This window comes from Staphylococcus sp. GDB9P120P, from assembly GCF_017893435.1.
Classification (GTDB): domain Bacteria; phylum Bacillota; class Bacilli; order Staphylococcales; family Staphylococcaceae; genus Staphylococcus; species Staphylococcus cohnii.
Genome location: NZ_JAESNB010000002.1, coordinates 333896 through 353226 on the forward strand (window position 1 = coordinate 333896; position 19331 = coordinate 353226).

The 19331-nt window shown below is 33.8% G+C and carries 16 protein-coding genes and 1 pseudogene; 12 read left to right on the top strand and 5 right to left on the bottom strand.

Going from position 1 to position 19331, the window contains the following annotated elements:
- Positions 1–77 precede the first annotated feature (77 nt).
- Positions 78–1565: an aldehyde dehydrogenase family protein gene (locus KA856_RS01510; RefSeq protein ID WP_019469144.1), complete on the top strand. Its 1488-nt coding sequence runs from the start codon at positions 78–80 to the stop codon at positions 1563–1565.
- Positions 1566–1793: 228 nt separating this feature from the next.
- On the opposite strand, the gene KA856_RS01515 is transcribed toward KA856_RS01510, so the two are convergent.
- A complete protein-coding gene (locus tag KA856_RS01515) occupies positions 1794–3023 on the bottom strand; it encodes an NADH-dependent flavin oxidoreductase (protein ID WP_210138431.1) in 1230 nt (409 codons plus the stop codon).
- Between the two features lie 304 nt (positions 3024–3327).
- Between KA856_RS01515 and KA856_RS01520 the strand changes: the two genes are divergently transcribed.
- From KA856_RS01520 to KA856_RS01550, 7 genes are all read left to right on the top strand, one after another.
- Positions 3328–4332: an LLM class flavin-dependent oxidoreductase gene (locus tag KA856_RS01520; RefSeq protein WP_210138432.1), complete on the top strand. Its 1005-nt coding sequence runs from the start codon at positions 3328–3330 to the stop codon at positions 4330–4332.
- Positions 4333–4358: 26 nt separating this feature from the next.
- On the top strand, positions 4359–4691 hold the full coding sequence (locus KA856_RS01525; RefSeq protein WP_210138433.1) for a glycine cleavage system H family protein: 333 nt from the start codon (positions 4359–4361) through the stop codon (positions 4689–4691).
- A 3-nt stretch (positions 4692–4694) separates the two neighbouring features.
- Complete coding sequence (locus tag KA856_RS01530) at positions 4695–5483, top strand: protein-ADP-ribose hydrolase (protein ID WP_071560224.1); 789 nt, start codon at positions 4695–4697, stop codon at positions 5481–5483.
- On the top strand, positions 5476–6360 hold the full coding sequence (locus tag KA856_RS01535; RefSeq protein WP_107385762.1) for an SIR2 family NAD-dependent protein deacylase: 885 nt from the start codon (positions 5476–5478) through the stop codon (positions 6358–6360). The genes KA856_RS01530 and KA856_RS01535 overlap by 8 nt, the downstream gene beginning before the upstream one ends.
- 9 nt (positions 6361–6369) lie before the next feature.
- Positions 6370–7392, top strand: a complete 1023-nt coding sequence (lplA, locus tag KA856_RS01540; RefSeq protein ID WP_210138434.1) for a lipoate--protein ligase — start codon at positions 6370–6372, stop codon at positions 7390–7392.
- A gap of 319 nt (positions 7393–7711) precedes the next feature.
- Positions 7712–8701, top strand: coding sequence for a Gfo/Idh/MocA family protein (locus KA856_RS01545; RefSeq protein WP_210138435.1), 990 nt, complete (start codon positions 7712–7714; stop codon positions 8699–8701).
- Positions 8702–8923: 222 nt separating this feature from the next.
- Positions 8924–10144 carry a putative glycoside hydrolase gene (locus tag KA856_RS01550; protein ID WP_210138436.1) on the top strand — a complete coding sequence of 407 codons (1221 nt, stop codon included), beginning with the start codon at positions 8924–8926 and terminating at the stop codon, positions 10142–10144.
- Positions 10145–10248: 104 nt separating this feature from the next.
- On the opposite strand, the gene larC is transcribed toward KA856_RS01550, so the two are convergent.
- From larC to larA, 4 genes are read right to left on the bottom strand one after another with little or no spacing between them, the layout of a single operon-like run.
- Entirely contained in the window at positions 10249–11424 is a 1176-nt protein-coding gene (gene larC, locus KA856_RS01555; RefSeq protein ID WP_107385764.1) for a nickel pincer cofactor biosynthesis protein LarC, read from the bottom strand.
- 5 nt (positions 11425–11429) lie between these two features.
- A complete protein-coding gene (larB, locus tag KA856_RS01560; RefSeq protein ID WP_210138437.1) occupies positions 11430–12200 on the bottom strand; it encodes a nickel pincer cofactor biosynthesis protein LarB in 771 nt (256 codons plus the stop codon).
- Positions 12201–12232: 32 nt separating this feature from the next.
- A complete protein-coding gene (gene larE, locus KA856_RS01565) occupies positions 12233–13042 on the bottom strand; it encodes an ATP-dependent sacrificial sulfur transferase LarE (RefSeq protein WP_154409512.1) in 810 nt (269 codons plus the stop codon).
- A gap of 42 nt (positions 13043–13084) precedes the next feature.
- Complete coding sequence (gene larA, locus KA856_RS01570) at positions 13085–14347, bottom strand: nickel-dependent lactate racemase (protein WP_107385766.1); 1263 nt, start codon at positions 14345–14347, stop codon at positions 13085–13087.
- 160 nt (positions 14348–14507) lie between these two features.
- On the opposite strand from larA, the pseudogene KA856_RS14095 reads away from it, so the two are divergent.
- The 4 genes and pseudogenes from KA856_RS14095 to KA856_RS01585 form a co-directional block, all read left to right on the top strand.
- A pseudogene (locus KA856_RS14095) lies at positions 14508–14836 on the top strand (sugar diacid recognition domain-containing protein); the annotation flags it as partial.
- A gap of 420 nt (positions 14837–15256) precedes the next feature.
- Positions 15257–15565, top strand: coding sequence for a PucR family transcriptional regulator (locus KA856_RS13825; protein ID WP_245336593.1), 309 nt, complete (start codon positions 15257–15259; stop codon positions 15563–15565).
- A 311-nt stretch (positions 15566–15876) separates the two neighbouring features.
- A complete protein-coding gene (gene ppdK / locus KA856_RS01580) occupies positions 15877–18513 on the top strand; it encodes a pyruvate, phosphate dikinase (protein WP_210138438.1) in 2637 nt (878 codons plus the stop codon).
- Positions 18503–19318, top strand: coding sequence for a pyruvate, water dikinase regulatory protein (locus tag KA856_RS01585; RefSeq protein WP_107383819.1), 816 nt, complete (start codon positions 18503–18505; stop codon positions 19316–19318). The genes ppdK and KA856_RS01585 overlap by 11 nt, the downstream gene beginning before the upstream one ends.
- Positions 19319–19331 lie beyond the last annotated feature (13 nt).

Sequence of the window (19331 nt, forward strand, 5' to 3'; positions counted from 1 at the left end):
TGGAATTGTGACGTTAGGTTAACTATAGGTTTAAATAAAGTTATTATCAATAACACCAAAACAAAGGAGAGATTGTCATGACAGTAAATATAAAAGATTATGTTGATGAGAATTATGGATTGTTAATTGATGGTGAATTTGTAAAAAGTAATAGTGGAGAAACATTAGAAGTTGTTAATCCAGCTACAGGGGAGATACTATCAAATATTTCCAAAGCTGACGAAACGGATATCGACAAAGCTGTATCATCAGCCCAAAGCGCCTTTGAATCATGGAGTTTAACTTCTAAAACAGAGCGTGCGAATTTATTAAGAAAAATCAGTGAAAAATTGATGGCAAATAAAGATAAACTTGCAACAGTGGAAACCTTGAATAATGGTAAACCGATTCGTGAAACTTCAACGATTGATATACCATACGCTGCAAGACATTTTAACTATTTTGCAAGTGTTATTGAAACACATGAAGGTTCGGTTAATGATATTGATAAAGATACTATGAGTATCGTACGTCATGAACCTATTGGCGTTGTTGGTGCTGTAGTAGCTTGGAATTTCCCAATGCTCTTAGCAGCATGGAAAATTGCACCAGCCATTGCTGCAGGGAATACAATTGTTATTCAGCCATCTTCCTCAACGCCTTTAAGTTTATTAGAAGCAGGAAAGATTTTTCAAGAAGTATTGCCACAAGGTGTGGTTAATATTGTAACTGGTAAAGGTTCAGAATCAGGTAATGCTATTTTTAATCATGAAGGTGTAGATAAATTATCATTTACAGGTTCAACAGATGTCGGCTATCAAGTTGCCGATGCAGGTGCAAAACGTATTGTCCCTGCCACATTAGAACTTGGTGGTAAAAGTGCCAATATTATTTTGGATGATGCAAATTTAGATTTAGCTGTTGAAGGTATCCAACTCGGTATATTATTTAATCAAGGTGAAGTATGTAGTGCAGGCTCACGTTTATTGGTTCAAGAAGGTATATACGACACGTTAATTTCTAGATTAAAAGAGGCATTTTCAAATATTAAGGTTGGTGATCCATTAGATGAAGATACTCAAATGGGCAGCCAAACGAGTGATGAACAGATGAATAAAATATTGTCTTATATCGATTATGCTGAACAGTCAAATGCTGAGGTGTTAACTGGAGGCAAACGTATTGTTGAAAATGGATTAGATAAAGGATACTTTATAGAACCAACGCTGATTGCAGTTAGTGATAACCAAAATAAATTAGCGCAAGAAGAAATCTTTGGTCCAGTTTTAACAGTAATTAAAGTGAAAGACGATCAAGAAGCGATTAAAATTGCTAATGATTCTGACTATGGTTTAGCAGGTGGGGTATTCTCACAAGATATTACTCGCGCATTGAATATTGCTAAAGCAGTTAGAACAGGCAGAATTTGGATAAATACGTATAACCAAGTGCCTGAAGGCGCACCATTTGGTGGTTATAAAAAATCAGGTATTGGTCGTGAAACGTATAAAGCAGCATTGAGTAACTATCAACAAGTTAAAAATATATTTATTGACACAAGTAATGAATTAAAAGGTTTATATTAAACATTTGCCAATACACTTTGTGAAAATAGTATAAAAAAGCAGGCTCGAAAATTAATTTTCGAGCCTGCTTTTTTAAAAAATGTTTAACAAAATATGATTGAAACAAATATCAAAGCGCATTTTAGTGCATTTTGTAACTAGTTATTAAGTATTGAATTTGTTGAATACATGGATGATGATTTTCATCGTGTGTGTTTTTAGAATCATAATTTTTATATCGTGGAAGCCTTATGTCCCATTTTTATGATCTACTTCTTTATAATTTACTTCATCATAATTTGTTTCAAGTTTACGCAATTCATCTCGAGTTTCTTTCTTTAAACCTTCACCATAATCCATCATTTTTACAATATCTTTAAAAGCAGCATAAGGGATAGCTAATTCATCTATATCTTCCAGAGTTACATGTAAATCAATGTCATTTGGTCTTTGTTCTTTTAATTTAGTAACGAAGTCTGGTTCAGTGACGAATGGTGATGACATGCCCACCATATCCGCATTTTGTAAGGCATCCAAAGCACTATCAGGAGAATTAATACCTCCGCTAGCTATGAGTGGAATGCGTCCGTTGAGATATTTATAAACGACCGCATTGACATATTCTCCATTATATTTTCCTTCAGAACGTACTTTATTTTGATAGATTTGACGTCCCCAACTTGCAATCGCTAAATATTGAATGTCGGCAGTTTCTAACACCCAGTCTAAGTGACGGTTAAACTCATCAACAGTGTAACCTACATCACTACCACGTGTTTCTTCGGGTGTGGCACGATAACCTAAAATAAACTGTGAAGGTGCTTCTCGATCAATAACATTTTGAACAGCTTTTAATATTTCTAATTCAAAGCGTGATCTATTCTCTAAATTTTGGCTACCATATTCATCGGTCCTTAAATTAGAGAAAGTCGAGAAAAAAGTTTGGATTAATAAACGTTGTGCAGCTGAAATTTCAACACCATCAAACCCTGCTTTAATTGCACGTGATGTTGCATCTGCGTATTGTTGTATAACGGATTTGATTTTGTCTGTAGTCATAGATAAAACTTCATGCTTAATTGGAGAATTTAAGGTCATCGCACTTGGACCAAATACTTGACCAAAGTTTAAAATAGCTTGATTTGAAAAACGACCGGCATGCGTAAGTTGTAGTATTGCTTTGTTGCCATTTTGTTTCATAGCATTAGCTAAAGTTGTTAAGCCAGGGATACAACTATCATCAGTAATGCTAAAACCATATTCAAATAATTGTCCATAAGGTTCAATATAAGCGGCGCCAGTAACTTGAAGTGGTGCTGAGTGTGCACGACGTCGTGCATAATTAATATCTGCTTCTGTGATATGTCCGTCTTGTGTAGAAGAATTAGTTGTCATTGGAGATAAAACAAAACGGTTGTTTAAGACAATACCATTTGGCAATGTTAGTGGCTTTAATAATGCATTGTAATTCATATTCATAATTATAACCTCTATCTTCGTTGTTATTAATAATTTTAAAGTAACACTTAAATATAAAAGGGTCAAAACGATTAAAAAGTAGAAATTTTTTAAACAAAATCTAACAAAAATTCTCTATATCCGTTATCCTATAAGGTGTAGACAATATAAAGTGGACGCATGTTGTATTAAGTAGAGTGTATAGTGATGTTACGTTGCATTTATCTTAACTGAAAGTCATAAGATACTCAAATATACTTGCTTTAAGAACAATCGTTAACAAAGCGTATTGTATAATGTATGATTGGTGGAGGTGGTAATTCACGTGGTTCAATTTAATGTGTTAGATTATGCTGTGATTGACGAAGGCAAATCTGCCGAAGAAGCTTTACAAGATACTGTTCGATTAGCACAGTTAGCTGACAAACTCGGCTATAAACGTTTTTGGTTAACAGAACATCATAATGTACCAGCATTTGCATGTAGTAGTCCTGAATTATTAATGATGCAAATTTTAAATAAAACAAAAAACATTTCTCTGGGGTCAGGTGGGGTGATGTTACCTCATTACAGCCCATATAAAGTTGCTGAAAACTTCCGTATGTTAGAAGCACTTCATCCTGGACGTGTCGATTTAGGTATTGGCAATAATGCAGGTACTGCTCAAGTGAAATCGGCGATGAATGAAACAAAATCACACTTTTTAGACTACGGGCAGTCTATTGAAGATGTGAGACATTATTTAACAGAGCAACAGACGCAGCAGCGACATCATCGCGTTGTAGCACAACCAAGTACGAAATTCATACCCAGCATGTGGTTGCTAAGCACCAGTGTAGCATCGGCTAAAAAGGTGGGGGCACAAGGTATGGGTTATACATTAGGTACTTTTCTATTACCTAATGCTAAAGCAATAGCTAAAGCAAAAGATAGTGTGAAAATGTATAGAGACGCATTTCAACCATCGTCATTAAATATGGCGCCATCCGTGATGATTACTGTCTTTATTGCATTAGCTGATACAGTAGAAGAAGCAGAAATTTTGGGCCAAAGTCTAGATATATGGTTATTAGGTAAGGAACAGTTTGCTGAATTTGAACGTATGCCCTCGCCTGAAACAGCACAATCTTATCATTGTACAGAGAAAGATGAGCGACAAATAGCTCAAAGTCGTGCACGCATCATTGTGGGCGCCAAAGAAAGTGCAAAGCCACAAATAGATCGCATGATACAAGATTTTAATGCAGATGAAGTCATGGTGGTGCCTTTGATACCGAGTATTGAAGCACGTTGTCGAGCTATTGAATTGCTTGCAGAAATATATTTATAAATTATTTATGAAGGGAAGTATTTATTATGAAAAAATTAGCGAATTATTTATGGGTAGAAAAAGTAGGCGCACAATATGTTTATAGTATGACGCCAGAGTTACAAGACGATATAGGTACAGTTGGTTACGTAGAATTTATAGGTAACGATGAAGTGACAGTAGATGACGAAATAGTAAGTATTGAGGCTTCTAAGACAGTGTTAGATGTTCAATCTCCATTAGCTGGTACGATTGTAGAACGAAATACAAAAGCAGAAGATGAACCAACAATTTTGAATTCAGAAAAACCAGAAGAGAATTGGTTAGTTAAATTAGAAAATGTTGATGAAGCAGCATTTAACGCACTACCAGAGGCATAATATATGCAACAACAAGAGCGCTTATCTTATTTAATTGAATATTTATGGCGTGAAGCACATGGTGAAACAACTTTAAATTTACCGGAAGATGAAACATCACGTTGGGAAATGTATAGAGGGCTCGCCAATGTAAGATTACCTCGACCTATTGCTGACACTTATTTAGATGTACAAGATGCATTTTTACAAACGATGAATCGTCAACATGTTACTCATATTGATACATTGTCGCCAATGATTGGTGATGATGTATTTTTATGGCAAGGAGATATCACTCAACTCAAAGTAGATGGGATAGTGAATGCAGCAAACAGTCAATTATTAGGTTGTTTTGAAGCTAATCATAATTGTATTGATAACATCATTCATACTAAAGCTGGGGTACAGTTACGTTTGGCATGTCATGAAATTATGGAAGCACAAGGGAAAAAAGAAGGTATAGGAAAAGCTAAAATAACATCAGCATATAATTTGCCAGCCCAATATGTAATTCATACAGTAGGGCCACAAGTTCGCAAATTACCTGTATCTGATATGAATAAAGATTTGTTGGCACGCGCATATCGAAGTTGTTTAGAAATTGCAAAACAACATTCGCTAAAAAGTATAGCGTTTTGCTGTATTTCTACAGGTGTGTTTGGCTTTCCTCAAGCAGAAGCTGCAAAGATAGCCATTAACACTGTATTGGATTATAAAAAAGAGCATCATATGGATGATACGAAGATTATTTTTAACGTGTTTACTGATACAGATGCACAATTATATAAGGAGGAGCTAAAACGTTATGACTGAAACAACATGGCGTGTTATGTCAACAAATCAAAGTAGTCAATCTGATGTATTAGCACAAGCTATAGATGAAGCAGATGCAGTAGTTGTAGGCATAGGAGCAGGTATGTCTGCTTCAGATGGGTTTACGTATATAGGAAAAAGATTTACCCAAAATTTTCCGGATTTTATAGAAAAATATGGATTTTTTGATATGTTGCAAGCAAGTCTTCATACATTTGAAAGTTGGCAAGAATACTGGGCATTTCAAAGTAGATTTGTTGCATTGAATTATTTAGATCAACCAGTAGGTGCATCCTATGTTGCGCTGAAAGAAATACTAAAAAACAAAGCGCATCATATTATTACCACTAATGCAGATAATGCGTTTGCAGTTGCTGGTTATGATTTGGACAAAGTATTTCATATCCAAGGTGAATATATTCTATGGCAGTGTAGTCAACATTGTCATCCACAAACCTATAGAGACGATGAGGCAATCCGTCAAATGATCCAAGAGCAATCAAATATGGAAGTGCCGCGCGAACTTGTACCACATTGTCCCAAATGTGATGCACCTATGGAAATTAATAAGCGAAAAGCACAAGTCGGTATGGTAGAAGATGCAGATTTTGAGGCACAATTATCTCGTTACAATCAGTTTCTTGAAAATCATAAGGAAGGAAAAGTTCTATATTTAGAAATCGGTATTGGTTATACTACACCTCAGTTTGTGAAACATCCTTTTCAACGTATGACAAGACAGAATTCTGATGCATTATTTATGACATTAAATAAAAAAGCATATAGGATACCTCAAAATATACGTGAACGAACAATACATTTAACGGATGATATTTCGACATTAGTTTTAGAAGCAAATAATAAATTAGCAAAGTAGGAGAAAACTATGTATTTAATTGAACCGATTCGAAATGGTGAATATATAACAGACGGTGCAGTTAATACTGCAATGCAAGTCTATGTAAGTCAAAATATTTTTTTAGATGATGATATTTTATTACCTTATTATTGCGATCCAAAAGTAGAAATAGGTCGTTTTCAAAATACAGCAGTAGAGATTAATCAAGATTATATAGATGAACACGGTATACAAGTGATGCGTCGTGAAACTGGAGGTGGCGCAGTTTATGTAGATCGTGGTGCTGTGAATATGTGCTGTCTTTTACAAAATGATAATTCGATATATGGTGATTTTCAAAAGTTTTATGAGCCAGCAATTAAGGCGTTACATAATTTAGGTGCTACTGAAGTCGTTCAAAGTGGGCGTAATGATTTAGAGATTAATGGAAAGAAAATTTCTGGTGCTGCAATGACTTTGATCAATGGACGTATCTATGGTGGTTACTCACTCTTATTAGATGTTGATTACGAAGCAATGATTAAAGTGTTGAAACCGAACCGTAAAAAAATTGAATCTAAAGGAATTAAATCTGTTAGGTCGAGAGTTGGAAGTATTCGTGACAATTTAGCAATTGAATATCAAAATATTACTATACATGAGTTTAAAGACTTAATGATTAAACAATTATTGGGCTTAGACGATATCAATGACGTTAAACGTTACGAATTAAGTGAAGCAGACTGGCATGTAATAGATGAAATGGTGGCAAAAAAATACAAGAATTGGGAATGGAACTATGGACGTTCTCCACGTTATGAATATAATAGAGATGCGAAATTAGCTGCAGGCACCATTGATATCACACTAGCCGTTGAACAAGGTCGGATTGTTGCATGTCGTATTTATGGTGACTTTTTCGGACAAGGTGAGATTAAAGAAGTTGAACAGCAACTTATTGGTGTTCGAGTTGTTAAAGCAGATTTGCTTGATGCTTTAAGTGAAATTGATATTCCTTACTATTTCGGTAAAACGTCAGCAGAAGAACTCGTTGAATTAATTATAAGTTAATAACAAGAGTGAACATTTGCTAAAATCAATGTAGTGGTAAATGATTTGTACACAAGCAGTTATTTCTTGGGAAATAGTACAAGACCACGTAATAAAGTGATATTAACTCAACATTTAAAATTGTCCTGAAACATTCAAATATAATTATATACAGATGATAAAATGGACAAACAAACTATGACGTATTATGCATTATAAGGCTGAACAGATAAATATTACAGCCTTTATGATCGTAATGGATGATTTGATTTTTGATTCGAAAAAGTCATAGTTATTTCAATATAGACAATAAATTTTTATGATAAAAAAGGGGAAATTTATGAATATAGGTATAGTTGGAGCCGGAAAAATTGTAAAAGAAGCATTGCCAGTGATGTCAGAGGTACCTGAAATTCATATACAAAGCATAGTGACTACTGGACGTAATCCTGAGAATGTAGCTCAATTGCAAAAGCAATTTGATATTAAACAAGTCTATGAAGATTATCAAGCGTTTATAGAAGATGAAAAGATAGATACTGTTTATTTGGCTGTTCCCAATCATCTTCACTTTGAATACGCACGTAAAGCAATAGCGCAAAATAAGCATGTGATTTGTGAAAAACCATTTACATTAACTGCAGAAGAGCTCATCATACTAAAAGATTTAGCCGAGCAACAAAATGTGATTATAATTGAAGCTATTACAAATTTGTATTTAAGTAATTATGACGTACTAAAGCAAAGCATACCAGAAATTGGGAATTGCAAAATTGCTCAGTTTAACTATTCTCAGTATTCTTCAAGATTTGATGATTTTAAAAATGACATTATTCAACCAGCATTTGACCCAAGTAAGGGCGGGGGCGCATTAATGGATATAAATGTTTACAATATCCATTTAGCAGTAGGCTTATTTGGTGAACCTAATAAAGTGACATACTTTGCAAATATTGAAAAAAATATCGATACTTCTGGTATCTTACAATTAGAATATGAAGATATGAAAGTGGTTTGTATCGGGGCTAAAGACTCTAGTTCTGATAATCAATCTTATATTCAAGGAGACAAAGCTACAATTAATCTTAAAGGTCCTACAAACGAGTTGAATGCATTCGAATTAAAATATCACACTGGTGGTACCCAGTATTATCAAGTAAATGCACACAAGCATCGAATGTATGAAGAATTTGTGAAAATCGAAAAAGTGATTCGGGAACAAAATACTATATTTGCAACAAGACAATTAGAACACAGTATTCATGTACTAGATGTCTTAGAGCAAGCATTAACGAGTGCAAATTTAAGCATAGGACCTTCAATTAAATAAAATTTGGACCAGTTGATTTCATAATATTAAAAATAACAGCTAAAAGACAGAAATAAGTCGTCAATACGTCAGTTGATCGCTATTTCTGTCTTTTTTGTAAATAAAAGTTTTGAATTTACATTGTTTAAAATATTAAAATACTATAATATGTGTATTGTAATACTTATTTGTCATTGAAATGTTTTTGTCGTTGAAATGATTAAGGGGAAGGGAGATAACTTAATGAGGGTTTGGAAATTTATAGTGATGCTACTTGTGACCGTATTAATGATGTCAGCTTGTAACAGTGGTTCTAACAATGAAAAAGAAACAAATGGAGGAAAAGAAAGCACAAGCAAATCGAATAAGCATACATATAGTGATATTGACTATCCAAAAGACGGTGTGAAAGGTATCTATGTCACACCTAATTCAGCAAATGGTAAAAACTTTGAAGAGCTCATTCAATTTATAAATGAAACAGAATTAAATGCCATGGTAATTGATGTTAAAGATGATGAAGGAAATATAACGATGGACTTTAAAAGTGACAATAAATTGATTAGCAGTAATACAGTGAATAGTGTTGATGTGAAAAAAATCATGAAAGCGATGGAAAAAAACAATATTTATCCAATTGCACGTATTGTTACATTTAAAGATTCTAGATTATCTCAAAAAAAACCGGATTGGTCATTTAAAACGTCTGATGGTAATGTTTGGGAAAATGAAGGTGGAGATAGTTTTTCAAATCCTTTTAATGATAAAGTATGGAATTATAATATTGCAGTTGCAAAAGAAGCGGCTAAAGCAGGATTTAAAGAAGTACAATTCGACTATGTTCGATTTCCTGAGGGATTTGAAAATAAGGATAAATCACTGCAGTATTCAAATGGAAAATATAAAAATAGTGATTTAAATCATGTTGAGCAACGTGTGGATACGATTACTAATTTTTTAAAAACAGCACGTAAAGATTTGAAATCATACGATGTTCAAACATCCGCTGATGTTTTTGGTTACGCAGCTACTGTTAAAGAAACACCAGGTATTGGGCAAAGTTTCCCTAAAATCGCAAAGAATGTAGATGTCATTTCATCGATGATTTATCCTTCTCATTGGAGTCCAGGTGATTTTGGATTAGAAGCTCCAGATACAGAACCTTATAAAACAGTGGATCGTTATCTTGATAAGGAAAAAGAAGCACTCAAAGATATCGATCATAAAAAGGTTAAATCTCGTCCATGGCTTCAAGATTTTACAGCATCTTATTTAGGAGAAGGGCAGTATAAAGTCTATGACAAAACAGAAGTAACTGCACAAGTACAAGCGTTAAAAGATCATGATATAAATGAATTTTTATTATGGGATGCTTCTGCTGATTATACGAAAGGTGCCGATTACAATCCGTCAAAATACACCAATCCGGATGCTCAAAAGCCAGAAAACACAAAAAATAATTAATCATATTAAATGCTAAAATGAAATAAGCCTATAACTGAATTTTACAGAATCTCAGTTATAGGCTTATTATATTAGGATTTATGTGTCATAACTTTTTAAGTAGTTCAATCAATCTGTATATGTTTTTGAATCTCTTGATTAATATGATTATATACATGTAAGAATGGTTTGTTGGCTTGAATTGCGGCGTTTCGCACATCTTCAAATTCTGGTTTTGCCTTAATTATTTTGCCGTTTAACATTGCTGTTTTCACTAAAATCGCTCCATAATTTGTATGAATTGTTTCGAATTGTCTATGGAGTACTTTACGATTAACCGTGTAACTTCTAATACCTAATGTCGATGTATTTTTTAAAACATAGTCTTCGAAAAATTGTGCATTTTCTATCTTACAAATGACTGTGATTTGAGTGGCTGGCCTACTTTTTTTCATAGTGATAGGTGTGAAGTATGCATCTAATGCACCATCTTCTAAAACTTGTTCAAGAAAGTAACTTAGCATTTCAGCAGACATATCATCAATCTGACTCTCTATTACTTGGACTTGCGTTGGTGTATTATCTTTAGTTTTGAATTGAATTGCTCTCAATATGTTTGGGAAATCAAAGTCTTTGGTGCCACATCCATAACCAATCTGCTCTATTGTGACAGAAGGTAAAGGGCCAATTTTAGATGTTAATGCTTTAATGAAAGCTGCTCCGGTTGGTGTCGTTAATTCGCTATTAATATCAAAAGAAGCGAGCGGTATGCCTTTTAAAATTTCTGCCGTTGCAGGTGCAGGAACAGGATATAATCCATGAGCGATATTTACTTTACCTCCACCTGTTGGAATTGGAGAAGCGTGTAATTCATCAATTTTCAAATTTTCTAAAGCAAGGCAGCCCCCGATAATATCGATAATGGAATCCATTGCGCCTACTTCATGAAAGTGCACCTCTTCGACGGACATCCCATGAATTTTAGCTTCTGCATGAGCAATCGTATCAAAGACTTTTTGGCTTCGTACTTTAACTCTTTCAGGTAAATCGCTATCCTGTATCATATTTGTAATATCAGCAGCTGTTCTATGATGTGTCGTTTCACTAAAATCAATGTTTAGATGCTTAGCTTGAATACCTTGCTTGTTTTGATTAGAAAAGCGCAGCTTAAAATCATTAAGTGGCAACTTTTGTAAATGAGATTCAATGTAAGCTATATTTGCACCTAAATCTACTAGGGAAGATAGCAACATATCACCTGCAATACCAGCGTGACAATCTAAATATATTGTATTTGTCATATCATTCACTCCATCCCTGAATGTTGTTCCAACATATTGACAATCATAGCAGCATTATAACCACCACCGAAGCCATTATCAATATTAAGTACACTAGAACCAGGTGCACATGAATTAATCATTGATAACAATGTTGTGACACCATTTAGATTCGCACCATAACCAATACTAGTCGGTACGGCATAGACAGGGTGGTCAACTAAGCCAGCAACTACGCTTGCTAACGCACCTTCCATGCCAGCTATTACTACAGATACATTGCAGTTGCGAATATCATCAATATGAGCGAAAAGTCGGTGGATACCAGAGACCCCAACATCGTAAAACCTTTTTACGGATATCCCCATTACTTCTGCTGTTATAGCAGCCTCTTCCGCTACAGGAAGATCAGACGTGCCAGCGCAAATGATGGCAGCTTGACGTTGTGTTTTGGTAATATGCTCTAATGATGTACAAACGATTTGTGCTGTTGCATGATATACCAATTGAGGATATGTTTCACAAATAAAATTGGCTTTTTCATTATTGACACGAGTAATTAATATTGTTTCTTCGTGTAATATTAATGAGTGGATGATTTTCACTAATTGTTGTTCAGTTTTACCTTCGCCAAATATTACTTCTGGAAATCCTTGGCGCTTTCTACGATGCAGGTCAATTTTTGCAAAACCTAATTCATCATATTGATTTAATTCTACTTTAGCCTCAGATATTGATAGTTGATCTGTTTTTACAGCTTGCAATAATGATTCAATGGAATCATATTTACCTGTCATAGTTAAACCACCTTTATATTATAGCGTTAAAATTAAGATTGTATGACCTCATTCATACTACCTGTACGATAGCCTTCTAAGTCAATTGTGACATAGTCAAAACCCAGTTCTTTAAGGCGTAGTGAAATTTGGTTTCTATGTTGAATAATTGGAACAATATCCGTTTCATCAACTTCGATACGCGCAATATTGTCATGATAACGTACTCTAACGTTATTAATATCTAAACTCAAAATAAATTTTTCCGCTTCATTAACTTTATTAACTTTGTTGAAACTAAGTGGTTCACCATATGGAATGCGAGAAGCTAAGCTACAGAGTGCTGGCTTATTCCAAACAGGTAAGCCATTTGATTTACTAAGTTCTCGCACTTCTTCTTTATAAAGTTCAACTTCTTGTAAAATGCTTCTCACACCATATTCAGATCTCGCTTTAAGACCAGGTCTGAAATCTGAAATATCGTCCATAATCATGCCGTCTAACACATAATTGAATCCAAATGTTTTTCTTAAATCTTCTAGTTTTGCGTATAATAAACATTTGCTGTAATACCAACTGTCGGGTGTGTTTTTAATGATGTGTGGTTCTTTTAATTCTTCGATTTCAGTCTCTAAGATATCTGCATTTAACGTGTTACCGAGTTGAATAGCTTGATTAAATTCTTCGTTTCTAAATAATTCTGATTTAACTATCACTGCTTTTACATTATTGATACCTAGTACATCAATTGCTTTTTTTAGGACTAAGCTACTATCAACACCACCTGAAAAAGCAATAACGACTGTTTCCATTTCTTTTAAAATCATTTCAAGTTTAACTTCTTTATCTTGTAATTTAGTCATCATTTAAATTTCCTCCTTGAATATTTTTGGACTCATTGAAAATTATGATTCTACATACGGTATAGTAAGGGGACCTAGTGGCATAACTCCAATACTCATGTCTTTTCCATATTGTTGTTCTAAAGATTTTAATGTTGCTTCAATATTTGAAACAGGATGTAACATAGCATCTTTTGCTTGTTGATCAGTTAATTTGGAATATAAATACACATCTGCAAAAGTCTGAATCACAGCCTGTTTTTGTACTTGCCACTGGTCTAGCATGGCGAAGTTTGGGTCATTAATCATTTTGACAAGTGCTTCTGGGGTGTCTGCCATCTTCAGTATTTCTGCATAATTACCATGATTTGGGAAACCATCGCTGCATTCAGATAACATGATAATACTGCCTCCTTCTTTAACCACTTTATGAGCAGCACTCATCCCCTTGACTGTTTGATATAAATTTTGATCAAGTGGATAACCAGAATTAGATGCGATAACGACATCAAAACGATGGTCACATTTGAACATAGCGTGTTTTTTAGCATAAGCACATCCCAAATCATGTGCTTTATACAGTTCTCCAGCAAAGACTTCTGTAATTTCTTTTTCTTTGTTCAATGTTACATTGAGCATGAAGTCAGGTTTGCACATGGCATTAATTTCTCGAGTCATATCTTGCACTGGATTATCTGTCATATTCCCCCAAGTAGAACGAATATCACCGATCATTTTAGCATTGTGAAATGTCATGATTGTTTCTATACCTGCAATACCAGGCATAATTCCTTTTGGACCTCCTGAAAATCCAGCAAAGAAATGTGGTTCTATAAAGCCAGTTACAATTTTGAAATCAGAATCTACATAATCTTTGTTTAAGTAAACATCACATCCGTATTTACTATGACCAACTTTTTTTAAAGTTTGTTTATCATTGCAATGATTATGTACAATTCTAATGTTGTTTACGATATCTTCACCTAGCATTTGTATTAATTCATCTTCGGTTTGATCTCGATGTGTACCAGTGCCGTTGATGATGACAATATTTTCTAAAGGTACATGTGCAAGGGACTCTACAATAAGTGGTACAAGTATATGATTCGGCGTAGGGCGAGTGATGTCACTAATAACGATTGAAACTGTTTGATTGGATTGTACTAAATCTTCAAGCGGATCCGAATCGATAGGATTCCTTAATGCATCGCGTATGGCTTGTATATCATTATCGAGTGCAGGTATAGGTTTTGGCTCTATTAAGACGCTATTTTCAGGTAATTCTATATTAAGGTTTGACTTTCCATATAATATCTCTGTATTCAAGGTCGATCTTCCTCCTTATATGAAGCGCTTTCTAAAATGTGTTGTTTTAAGTTTAACGATTTTATTATATTGAAAAAAGGGTTAAACTATACAAAAATAATACTTTGAATTTGTATATAAATAACAAGTGGTGAGATAAATGGATATATTGACTGAAGAAATGGCAACGCTAATCGTTAAAGAAACAGCTAAAAGAACCAAAACTAATATTAATATTATGAATTTTAATGGAGTAATTATTGCATCTTTCGATAAAAGTCGTATCGGTACGCTTCACGAAGGTGCTATTGAAGTGTTGAAACAAGAAAAAACAGTGGTAATCAACCAGGAAGATAGTTTGCATTTTAAAGGTACTCAGGCAGGTATAAACTTACCATAATTTTCCAAGATAATATCGTTGGTGTTATTGGTATTACAGGTAATCCTAATCAAATAACACATGTAGCAGACTTAGTTAAAATGTCTACAGAATTGTTACTTTATCAAAATTATTTTACGTACGAATTGGAGGGACAAATACGAAGTCAAGAATTATTTATAGAGGAGTTATTAAAAAGTGAATCATCAAAATCCTTTATTCAATATTTAATGAAACAACTTAATATTGATTTATTAACTTATAGAAAATGTATCATTATCGATATCGAAAAACAGATATTTTCTAGAAATAGTATTGTTCGTTCATTAACGAGCAGGATAGATGCTAGTTCATTTACAATTGCATTTACGAATTATAACCGCATCGTTATTCTTGCTACTGCTCATTCGATGCAAGCTTTAGATAATAAAATCAATAATATATACCAAATATTTCAAAACTTAGAGCTGAAAGTCCAAATTGCCTCAAGTCTTATGTTTAAAAGATTAAAAGACTTTAGAAATGCATATGAAGAGTGTGAGTTGGTATTTATGTTAGCTGAAAATGGAAAGATCGTGACTTCATTTGAAGATGTGGAAGAAAAAACACTTTTATATCAAATTGATAAAAATATAAGAGAACGATTTAAAAAAAGGATATTAAGTAATGTGGATCAGCAGAGTATAGATACACTAAAAGCTTTCTTTCAAAATGATTTAAATATAACGCAAACTTCTAAAAAATTGTACATCCATAGAAATACTTTATTGTATAGGTTAGAAAAATGTGAAAAAGAAACAGGGTTAAATCCTAAAAAGTACTCTGATGCTGTCAAATTACAGATTGCAATATGGTGTTAATAACGAAAACAATCGGAGTGTTTTATAAAAAAGTTTAACAAAAATGATTGGAACAAAATTAAAAATATTTTTAGTAATTAAAGTTAAATGTATCTTTATTTTAATTATGTCATACATTAAAAATTAAAAGTCCTAAGCATATCGTGAAATCGTATTGCTTAGGGCTTTTTTATATGGATTTAATTTAACTGAACAGATTAAAGAAAGTGAACGATAAAAGTAATCGTAAAAATTTGGTTGTTTTTTATAAAGTAATATGACATACTCAATAATAATTAGTATGACATATTAAAAATTTGAGGTGAATCTGTATGACGAAATATATTTATTCATTTGATGAAGGTAACAAAGCTATGAAAGATTTATTGGGAGGTAAAGGGGCTAATTTAGCTGAAATGAAACGTTTAGGGTTACCTGTACCGGATGGTTTCACCCTTACTACTGAAGCGTGTATTGAGTATTTAAAGCAAGGCGCTCATCTTTCAGATGAATTAATTGGACAATTACATGAGCAATTAGAAGCATTTTCTCAACGTACACAAAAATCATTTTCTTCTAAAGAATCACTTTTATTAGTGTCTGTAAGAAGTGGTGCAAAAATTTCCATGCCTGGAATGATGGATACTATTTTAAACTTAGGGCTGAATGATATTAATGTTAAAACTTTAGCAGAAAAGACAAATGATGCACGTTTTGCATATGACTGTTACCGTAGACTGTTACAAATGTTTGGCGAAGTAGTATACGGCATACCGATGACGTCATTTGATACATATTTTAATCAATATAAAGAACAACACCATTATCAAAATGATGCAGATATCCCAGCTGAAGGTTTAGAAGAAATATGTGATTATTTTAAAGGTGTTTATTTGGAAGAAGTATATAAACCATTCCCACAAGAGCCGATTGTGCAATTAACAGAAGCAATTGAAGCAGTTTTTAAATCATGGGATAATGATCGCGCACGTGTATATCGCCAATTAAATGAAATACCACACGATATTGGCACAGCAGTTAATATCCAAGAGATGGTCTTTGGTAATAGTGGTGCACAAAGTGGTACAGGTGTTGCATTTACGCGTAATCCAGTGACTGGTGAAGCAAAATTATTTGGTGAATACTTGTTAAATGCCCAAGGGGAAGATGTTGTTGCTGGCATTAGAACGCCAAAAGATATCAGTACATTGAAAGCACAAATGCCTCAAGTCCATCAACAATTTATAGAAGTTTCCCAACAATTAGAAAAACACTATAAAGATATGCAAGATATTGAATTTACTATTGAAAACGAACAATTATATGTTTTACAAACGCGAAGTGGTAAAAGAACTGCTAATGCAGCGATTCATATTGCAGTAGATTTAGTGGAAGAAGGTATAATTTCTAAAAATGAAGCAGTTATGAATGTTGAAGTAAAATCAATTGACCAATTATTGCATCCTAATTTTGATGATAATGCCCTTGAGAAAGCTACAGCTGTTTCGAAAATGGGACTTCCTGCTAGCCCTGGTGCTGCGAGTGGTGAAATCGTATTTTCTGCGGAAACTGCAAAATTGAAAGCAGAGCAGGGGGATAAAGTGATATTGATGAGACCTGAAACTTCGCCTGAAGATATAGAAGGTATGGTCGCAAGTGAGGCGATAGTTACAACACATGGCGGTATGACTTCTCATGCGGCAGTTGTTGCCAGAGGAATGGGTAAATGTTGTGTGACTGGATGTTCAGACGTTGAAATTAATGTTATAGATAAAAAAGTAACATATCCTAATGGAACATTAAATGAAGGAGACATTATCTCAGTTGATGGTGCTAAAGGTGATATTTATTTAGGTGAAGTTGAAACGATTAAAGCTGAAAGAAGTAAAGCTTTTGAACAATTTATGCAATGGTCAGAAGCAATAGCAAGATTAGATGTACGCATGAATGCCGAAACACCACAAGATATTCAAGCAGGTTACCAATTTGGTGCGAAGGGCATTGGTTTAGTTCGTACCGAGCATATGTTTTTTGGTCCTGAACGTTTAATTGAAATGAGACGTTTCATTTTATCTGATACACAGGATAAAAGAATTAATGCTTTAAATAAAATTAAGGAATATCAAAAAGAAGATTTTGAAACTATCTTGAAGTTATCTGGAGAACGTCCAACAATTATTCGTTTGCTTGATCCGCCTTTACATGAATTTTTACCTAAATCAACTGAAGAAAAAAATAGTGTGGCAAGTCAACTCAATGTCACTGTTTCAGAGTTAGAACATTATATTGAAAGTTTAAATGAAGTTAATCCTATGCTAGGGCATCGTGGATGTCGCTTGGCGATTACTTACCCTGAACTTTATATTATGCAAGCAGAAGCTATTATGGAAAGTGCATTGAAACTTAAACAACAGGGCATTCATTGTCAACCTGAGATTATGATTCCGCTTGTATCTACTGTTTCAGAATTTACAACGTTAAAGTCGCAAGTTGTTGAACGCATTGAAGCTTTACAATCTGAAATGGGAGCAAGCGTTCATTACATGATTGGAACGATGATTGAAACGCCAAGAGCATGTCTGATTGCTGGCGATTTAGCACGAGAATGTGACTTCTTTAGTTTTGGGACAAATGATTTAACACAATTAACGTTTGGCTTCTCACGTGATGATGCTGGTAAATTTATTAATGCCTATTCAGAACAAGGCATATTAACGATAGATCCATTCCAAACACTCGATATAGATGGCGTTGGACAGTTAATTAAACAAACAACAGAACAAGCAAAAGCGGCAAATCCAACGATAAAAATTGGCGTATGTGGAGAATTAGGCGGTGACCACAAATCAATTCAATTTTTTAATCAACTAGATTTGGATTATGTATCATGTTCTCCATTTAGAGTGCCAGGTGCCTTATTATCAACTGCTCAAAGTGAAGTCGAAGGCGGTAGATTGCGTGTTAAATGATAATGAAAAAAAACAGCTAACGCTATTCGTTGTATCTGACTCTATAGGTGAAACAGCACAGCGAATGATTCATGCGACATTAACACAATTTCCAGATGTCACGCGTATAGAAATTAAAAAATTTCCTTTTATAAAAAATCAAGATGAACTACTCAATGTACTTTCATTGGCTAAAGCGCGTGGTGCAGTTGTTATAACGACTTTAGTTAATCCAGAATTTAATAAAAAGGGGCAGGCATATGCTCAAGAACAACAAATTCCGTATGTTGACTATATGTCTGATTTAATTAACATTATTCAAGAACATACGAATTGTTCACCTATTTTAGAAAGTGGTGCTTTGCGCAAGTTGGATGACAACTATTTTAAAAGAATTGAGGCAATGGAATATTCTGTTAAATATGATGATGGTAAACATTTCACGGATATAGGAGAAGCTGACGCTTTAATTTTAGGTGTTTCTCGTACGTCAAAGACGCCTTTAAGTATGTATTTAGCGAATAAAGGTTATAAAATAGCTAATATTCCTTTAGTTCCAGAAGTTGATATTCCAGATGAGGTCTTTAGAAATAAAAATTTAAAAGTATTTGGTCTGACAGCGAGTCCTACTTATATCTTAAATATTCGTACGGAACGTGTGAAAGTTTTAGGTTTACATGGACCTACAGATTATAATAGTGTCGATAGAATTAAAGAAGAGTTGATGTATGCCGAAGAAATATTTGCTAAATTAAATGCTACAGTCATTAATACGGAGTTCAAATCAATTGAAGAGTCAGCATTTTATATTGAAAAGTTTTTATAAGAATGAAAATTAT

What these genes read in the sequence shown, in the direction of transcription:
- larB (WP_210138437.1), bottom strand. Translation starts at nt 12,200, where the DNA reads ATGACAGGTAAATATGATTCCATTGAATCATTATTGCAAGCTGTAAAA.
- KA856_RS01550 (WP_210138436.1), top strand. Translation starts at nt 8,924, where the DNA reads ATGAGGGTTTGGAAATTTATAGTGATGCTACTTGTGACCGTATTAATG.
- lplA (WP_210138434.1), top strand. Translation starts at nt 6,370, where the DNA reads ATGTATTTAATTGAACCGATTCGAAATGGTGAATATATAACAGACGGT.
- ppdK (WP_210138438.1), top strand. Translation starts at nt 15,877, where the DNA reads ATGACGAAATATATTTATTCATTTGATGAAGGTAACAAAGCTATGAAA.
- KA856_RS01535 (WP_107385762.1), top strand. Translation starts at nt 5,476, where the DNA reads ATGACTGAAACAACATGGCGTGTTATGTCAACAAATCAAAGTAGTCAA.
- larC (WP_107385764.1), bottom strand. Translation starts at nt 11,424, where the DNA reads ATGACAAATACAATATATTTAGATTGTCACGCTGGTATTGCAGGTGAT.
- KA856_RS01515 (WP_210138431.1), bottom strand. Translation starts at nt 3,023, where the DNA reads ATGAATATGAATTACAATGCATTATTAAAGCCACTAACATTGCCAAAT.
- KA856_RS01545 (WP_210138435.1), top strand. Translation starts at nt 7,712, where the DNA reads ATGAATATAGGTATAGTTGGAGCCGGAAAAATTGTAAAAGAAGCATTG.
- KA856_RS01530 (WP_071560224.1), top strand. Translation starts at nt 4,695, where the DNA reads ATGCAACAACAAGAGCGCTTATCTTATTTAATTGAATATTTATGGCGT.
- larE (WP_154409512.1), bottom strand. Translation starts at nt 13,042, where the DNA reads ATGACTAAATTACAAGATAAAGAAGTTAAACTTGAAATGATTTTAAAA.
- KA856_RS13825 (WP_245336593.1), top strand. Translation starts at nt 15,257, where the DNA reads ATGTTAGCTGAAAATGGAAAGATCGTGACTTCATTTGAAGATGTGGAA.
- KA856_RS01525 (WP_210138433.1), top strand. Translation starts at nt 4,359, where the DNA reads ATGAAAAAATTAGCGAATTATTTATGGGTAGAAAAAGTAGGCGCACAA.
- KA856_RS01510 (WP_019469144.1), top strand. Translation starts at nt 78, where the DNA reads ATGACAGTAAATATAAAAGATTATGTTGATGAGAATTATGGATTGTTA.